Genomic DNA, 5906 nt, shown 5'->3' with positions numbered 1-5906 from the left:
TTGCATTGGGTAGCTCCTTTCCTAGCAGTGATAGACAACTGCAGTATGGCGCATTGCGACGCCGGTTGGAGCAGGAGCTATCCACCCCATCCGTTGTGACGGGCCGCACTGCAGCGTCGGCTACCTTGCGCGAACGGCAGGATCGGGCCGGTCGCCTACTGCTTAAACGGGACGACGTTTGAGCCACCGTTGGCGAAAGCAACTGCGCCTTCACTGCGAATGGTGCTGATTGCCTCCTCGAATGCGGCTCGGTCGTCCTCAAAGAGATCGTCCCAGACAATGGATGTCCCGTCTTCGGTCACAACTTCCAGTGACCAACCGTCCCCGCCTTCGAGTTTGTAGATGTCCACCTTAAATGGAACCCCATCCTCAACGATGCGCTGCGAGGCGCTCGAAATGACAAGGTTGGGTTCGAGTTCCATCTGAATACCTCTTTGATCTGCCGTAGATGATAGAAGCACTGATCACGGAAGCCAATGTCCGCAAAACGGGGTGCAGTCGCAGCATCTTGTGCAATCGATGAACGGCAGCTCCGGGCCGTTAGTGTCATTCCAAGTTGTTCAATGACGCCAAGAATCCGCATCCTTCATGCGCACTTCAACGACGACGACCATGGCCTACCCAAACCACAGTACACCGAGTCCCCAACACAAACCCCTCACCAAACCTCAAACCCACCGTCCGCAGCCCGGCCCAACATCCCAAAGCCCTAACAAAGCATAAAAACGCCTCTGTAACCCCTTGATCTTGCACACCCGCTAGGCTGTCCACGCGTGGACACCCCCTCAAAACCCCTCTCCCATTGGCATCCAAATCCCCAGCGGGCACACTCCCCCCAACGGCCAGCCAGGGAGGGATTCGCATGAAAGTCGGTATCGTCGGGGCAGGCATGGTGGGCTCATCCGCAGGCTTCGCGCTGGTCATGCAGAACACCGTCTCGGACCTCGTCCTGATCGACCTCAACGCCGCCCGCGCCCAGGCCGAGGCAGAGGACATCGCCCACGCCGTCCCCTTCGCAGGCTCCACCATCGTCCGCTCCGGCACCTACAAGGATATCGCCGACGCATCCGTGGTCATCCTCGCCTGCGGCGTCTCCCAGAAACCGGGCGAGACTCGCCCCGAACTGCTGGGCCGCAACGCCGCCGTCTTTCGGTCGGTCATCGGCGAGGTCATGACCGTTGCCCCAAACGCCATCCTGTTGGTCGCCAGCAACCCGGTCGACATCATCACAGATATCTCCACCCAACTGTCCGGCCTGCCGCCCGCCCGCGTGATCGGATCGGGCACCATCCTCGATACCGCCCGCTTTCGCTGGCTCATCGGGCGGCACCTTGGCATCGCGCCCGGATCGGTCCACGGCTACGTTCTGGGAGAGCACGGCGATTCAGAGGTGCTGGCCTGGTCCAACACCTGCGCCGGATCGGTGCCGCTCGCCGCCTTTGCCGCACAGATCGGCGCGCCCCTGACCGAAGACGTCCGCGCCCGTATCGACAAGGGTGTGCGCCGCGCTGCCTATACGATCATCGCCGGAAAGGGCGCGACATGGTACGGCATCGGCGCAGGGCTGGCCCGGATCGTCAAGGCCATCGGCCGGGATGAACAGGCGGTGCTATCCGTCTCGATCGTCGAAAAGGACGTGCTGGGCGTGCGCGATGTCGCCCTGTCGCTGCCCCGGATCGTCGGCGCAAAGGGCACCACAGCCACGCTCTGGCCCGACCTCAACCAAAGTGAAACAGAGGCGCTGCGCCGCTCGGCCACCCTGCTCAAGGACATGTCGGGCAGCGTGGTGCTGCCGTCCTGATCAGACGGCCCGCGCCACCACCATCCAGTTGGGCAGCTTTTTCGGATACCCGCCGGTCTCGACCACTTCAAATCCCGCAGCGGCCAAAGCGGCCTCGATCTGTGCGGGCCGCAGGCAATGCACCGGGGCCGGGGCCTTGCCGATCATCTGCAATCCCCAGATCAAAGGCCGGAACCATGGCTTACCACCCAGACAGGGCGTTTTGGAGATGAACAGGCCGCCCTTGGGCAGCAGGCCGCGCACATGGATCATGACAGCCGCAGGATCGTCGACCAGATGCAGCAGATTAAAGGCCAGAACCGCGTCGAAAGTCTGCCCCGCGCCCGCTGTCCCCGCCGCATCGGCTGCAAAAGACACATGATCGACAGTCGCCGCCTTGTCATTGGCGATGCGCACCATTTCCCCGGAGAGGTCAGTGCCCAGATACTGCGCCACGCTGTCCGCCAGCTTCAGTGCCGTTGTCCCGGTGCCGCAACCGAGCTCCATCACCGACATGTCCGGCCGCATCCAGTGCCGCACACGTTCAAGCGTCGCCTCATAGGCGTCCATGTTGCCAATCGGCTGTGTTGCATATTTCTCTGCAATGCCGTCCCAGAATGCCACCGGTGTCATCAGGCTGTCTCCCTCAAATGCGTCAAGCGCGTCAAAAGCGCGTATACGCCAATGCTTGGCCTCTGGGGATTGCCGAAAACCGCAACGGACCCATGCGAAACCGCATGAGCCCGCTGCCAGCTAGTCGTGGTTATTCCGCCGCGTCGCGTTTTGGCAGGACCCAGTCAGGGCGAACGAAATGGCAGGTATAGCCGCCGGGAAGACGTTGCAAATAGTCCTGATGCTCGGGCTCCGCCTCCCAAAAATCGCCCACGGGCTCGAACTCTGTCACCACCTTGCCGGGCCAGAGGCCGCTGGCCTCGACATCCGCGATGGTGTCCAGCGCACAGGCGCGTTGATCCTCATCGACATAATAGATGGCCGACCGATAGCTCATCCCCATGTCGTTGCCCTGCCGGTTCACCGTGGTCGGGTCGTGGATCTGAAAGAAGAACTCCAGCAACGCGCGGTAGGACATCTGCGCGGGATCGAACAGGATCTCGATCCCCTCGGCATGGGTTCCGTGATTGCGATAGGTCGCGTTCTTCACGTCGCCCCCGGTATAGCCGACACGGGTATCAATCACGCCCGGCATCCGGCGGATCAGCTCTTGCATGCCCCAGAAACAGCCCCCGGCCAGTACGGCACGTTCGGTCATTGGATGTCCTCCACCTGATCCACGAGGGCTGCGTAACCCTCTGCTTCCATCTCGTCACGCGGAATGAACCGCAAGGAGGCGGAGTTGATACAGTACCGCAACCCGCCCTGATCCATTGGCCCATCCGGAAAGACGTGGCCCAGATGGCTGTCACCATGACGCGAGCGGACCTCGGTGCGGATCATGCCAAGACTGGCGTCCCGAACTTCGACGATATTGTCCGGTTGGATCGGTTTGACAAAGCTGGGCCAGCCGCAGCCTGATTCGTATTTCGCCGCCGAAGCGAACAGCGGTTCCCCGGAAACCACGTCCACATACAGCCCCGGCTCTTTCGTGTGCAAGAATTCGCCGGTGCCCGGACGCTCTGTCCCGGCCTCTTGCGTGACGTGGTACTGCTCGGGGGTCAAGCTATTGATAACCTCTGGTCTTCGCTCATATTTCGCCAATTTGTCCTCCTGTGCTGCCGCGTCTCCCATTAGATGGGGCCGAGGCCCAATTTTCCAAGCGAATTGTCATCGACCTCACGTTGCCTTGCGCGGCACTTGCGCGAAAGGGGGACGGCTGCCATTTAACGGACGAGTGACAACTACTTTCTCCCAAGAAAACCGATTGTCGCTCCGGGCGCTGGGATGGCAGCTCAGCGCCCGTCCTGTTCCCCGGCATTGCCGGGAAGACCCGCCTGCAGCCGCAAAACCGCCCAACGGGCCGCGTCCTGAACCGCTTCGTCACTGTCGTCGCACAGCGCCTGAACACTGGGGATCAGCGAGGTCAGCCCGGAATTGCCGATCGCATAGCAGACGTTCCGCACAAAACGGTCTCGCCCGATCCGCTTGATCGGCGAACCGGAAAACCGCGCCCGAAATCCGGCGTCGTCCAGCATGGCCAGATCGGCCAAAGGCGGCGCCACCAGATCATCCCGCGCGTGATACTTTACCTCTTCGGCCGTCCGGGCGAACTTGTTCCACGGACAGACCGCAAGGCAATCGTCACAGCCGTAAATGCGGTTGCCCAGACCGGGGCGCAGGTCCTCATCGATCGGACCCTTGTGCTCAATCGTCAGGTAGGAAATGCAGCGCCGCGCGTCTACCTGATACGGTGCGGGAAAGGCATCGGTGGGACAGATGTCCAGACAGGCGCGGCAAGACCCGCAATGATCGCGCTCCGCGCCGTCCGGGGTCAACTCCAGCGTGGTAAAGACAGAGCCCAGGAACAGCCATGACCCCAGCTGCCGACTGACCAGGTTGCTGTGCTTGCCCTGCCAGCCCAGCCCGGCCGCCTGCGCCAAAGGTTTTTCCGGCACCGGCGCCGTATCGACAAACACCTTGATCTCGCCGCCTGCCGTGTCGATCAGCCAGCGCCCCAAACGCTTCAACCGCTTCTTGACCACGTCATGATAGTCACGGTTGCGGGCATAAACGCTGATCGCGGCCCGGTCACGGGCCTCCAGCACGGCGAGCGGATCGTCGTCGGGACCATAGTTCTCCGCCAGCATGATGACCGACCGCGCCTCGGGCCAAAGCACATCGGGCGCGCCGCGCCAATGGACCCGCTCCGCCATCCAGCCCATCTGGCCATGATAGCCCCGGTCCAGAAACGCGCGCAGCCGCGCCATCACCTCGGGGACGTCGCCGGGACGGCAGATCCGGCAATCGGCAAACCCAACCTCCAGAGCCTCACGTTTCACGCGCTCGGTCAGATCCACCAAACCGCCCCCTGCTTCTTCTGTCTGAAAATATCCCGGGGGAGTCCCGCAGGGACGGGGGCAGCGCCCCCATCGATTTTTCGACGAAAAATCGCCGCCCGTTCAGAAATCAAGGTCAGCATAATGCGCCGGCGGGGGAAAGCCCGGCACCTGGTCGGCCAGGATTGACCGAAAGGCCGGGCGCGACTTGATCTTGGCGTACCAATCCTTGACCACCTCCGACCGATGCCAATCCACATCCGAGATATAGTCAAGACTCGACAGATGCGCGGCGGCGGCGAAATCGGCCAGCGTCATGCTGTCCCCCGCCAACCAGCGGCGGTGATCCAGCAGCCAACCCATGTAATCCAGATGATACTTGATTGCCCGCGCGCCCGATTTGACGTTGCCGCTGTCGGGAAAACCGGCCTTCATCACTTTCTTGTTCACCCGCTCATACAGCAGCTTCGAGGTGACCTCGTTGTGAAACTTGTCGTCGAACCAGCCAATGATGCGGCGCACCTCATAGCGCGCATCGGCGGACCGGGGCATCAAAGACGGTTCGGGGTATTTTTCCTCGATCCATTCGCAGATCGCTGCGCTTTCGGACATGGTCTTGCCGTCAATTTTCAAAACCGGAACCTTGGCCGCCGGGTTGCGCCGCAGAAAGTCGGGGTCCTTTTCCCAATAGCGCTCCTCGACCAGTTCGCATTCAATCTTCTTTTCCGCGAGGCTGAGACGCACCTTGCGGCAAAACGGGGAGAGGGGAACGTGATAGAGCTTGGCCATTTGCGATCCGGGGTTCAGGGAACCCCCTCTACTTGCCGTGAAAGCGGGGCGGATTCAACGGGGCTTTGTTGCGCAAAGTCGGTAACGTCCGGAGTTCCCCTTTCCCCGGACGCAATTATCCCACAGGCTCTGTGACGGGTATGCCGAGCGCGGTGTAGCCGTTGAGCACGGCGGCGCGGATCTGAAGTTCGGCGACCTGACGATCGAAGTCGCGCGCCATGAGGCTCTGCCCCAGCAGCTTCACGCAATGCATCTTCGTCTCGGCGCGGCTTCGTCGGTGGTATCCGCTCCATTTTCTCCAGATGGCGCGGCCAAGGTATTTCGAAGCGCGCAGCGCCTCGTTCCGAGCGATAGCCCCTGCAGTCGATGGCTTCCACGGCTTGGCA

Annotated in this window: 7 protein-coding genes and 1 pseudogene; 1 reads left to right on the top strand and 7 read right to left on the bottom strand. The window is 61.8% G+C overall.

Annotated elements, in window-relative coordinates:
* Positions 1-155: 155 nt before the first annotated feature.
* Positions 156-422 carry a hypothetical protein gene (locus CHB90_RS25350; protein ID WP_089280478.1) on the bottom strand — a complete coding sequence of 89 codons (267 nt, stop codon included), beginning with the start codon at positions 420-422 and terminating at the stop codon, positions 156-158.
* A gap of 440 nt (positions 423-862) precedes the next feature.
* Here CHB90_RS25350 and CHB90_RS25345 point away from each other — a divergent pair, with 440 nt between their 5' ends.
* Entirely contained in the window at positions 863-1801 is a 939-nt protein-coding gene (locus CHB90_RS25345) for an L-lactate dehydrogenase (RefSeq protein ID WP_089280477.1), read from the top strand.
* On the opposite strand, the gene CHB90_RS25340 is transcribed toward CHB90_RS25345, so the two are convergent.
* The 6 genes and pseudogenes from CHB90_RS25340 to CHB90_RS25315 all read right to left on the bottom strand — a co-directional run.
* The gene (locus tag CHB90_RS25340) at positions 1802-2413 is read right to left on the bottom strand and encodes a class I SAM-dependent methyltransferase (RefSeq protein WP_089280476.1); all 612 of its coding nucleotides are present in this window, start codon (positions 2411-2413) and stop codon (positions 1802-1804) included.
* Between the two features lie 130 nt (positions 2414-2543).
* Positions 2544-3050: a peptide-methionine (S)-S-oxide reductase MsrA gene (gene msrA / locus CHB90_RS25335; RefSeq protein WP_089280475.1), complete on the bottom strand. Its 507-nt coding sequence runs from the start codon at positions 3048-3050 to the stop codon at positions 2544-2546.
* The gene (gene msrB, locus CHB90_RS25330; protein WP_170941190.1) at positions 3047-3496 is read right to left on the bottom strand and encodes a peptide-methionine (R)-S-oxide reductase MsrB; all 450 of its coding nucleotides are present in this window, start codon (positions 3494-3496) and stop codon (positions 3047-3049) included. The genes msrA and msrB overlap by 4 nt, the downstream gene beginning before the upstream one ends.
* A gap of 191 nt (positions 3497-3687) precedes the next feature.
* The gene (queG, locus tag CHB90_RS25325; protein WP_425426661.1) at positions 3688-4752 is read right to left on the bottom strand and encodes a tRNA epoxyqueuosine(34) reductase QueG; all 1065 of its coding nucleotides are present in this window, start codon (positions 4750-4752) and stop codon (positions 3688-3690) included.
* 102 nt (positions 4753-4854) lie between these two features.
* Positions 4855-5520: an FtsZ-binding protein FzlA gene (gene fzlA, locus CHB90_RS25320; RefSeq protein ID WP_089280472.1), complete on the bottom strand. Its 666-nt coding sequence runs from the start codon at positions 5518-5520 to the stop codon at positions 4855-4857.
* Positions 5521-5635: 115 nt separating this feature from the next.
* A pseudogene (locus CHB90_RS25315) lies at positions 5636-5906 on the bottom strand (IS5/IS1182 family transposase); the annotation flags it as partial.

Source organism: Antarctobacter heliothermus, from assembly GCF_900188425.1.
Taxonomy (GTDB): Bacteria; Pseudomonadota; Alphaproteobacteria; order Rhodobacterales; family Rhodobacteraceae; genus Antarctobacter; species Antarctobacter heliothermus.
This window is presented reverse-complemented; position numbering and strand designations above follow the sequence as displayed.

What these genes read in the sequence shown, in the direction of transcription:
- CHB90_RS25350 (WP_089280478.1), bottom strand. Translation starts at nt 422, where the DNA reads ATGGAACTCGAACCCAACCTTGTCATTTCGAGCGCCTCGCAGCGCATC.
- CHB90_RS25345 (WP_089280477.1), top strand. Translation starts at nt 863, where the DNA reads ATGAAAGTCGGTATCGTCGGGGCAGGCATGGTGGGCTCATCCGCAGGC.
- CHB90_RS25340 (WP_089280476.1), bottom strand. Translation starts at nt 2,413, where the DNA reads ATGACACCGGTGGCATTCTGGGACGGCATTGCAGAGAAATATGCAACA.
- msrA (WP_089280475.1), bottom strand. Translation starts at nt 3,050, where the DNA reads ATGACCGAACGTGCCGTACTGGCCGGGGGCTGTTTCTGGGGCATGCAA.
- fzlA (WP_089280472.1), bottom strand. Translation starts at nt 5,520, where the DNA reads ATGGCCAAGCTCTATCACGTTCCCCTCTCCCCGTTTTGCCGCAAGGTG.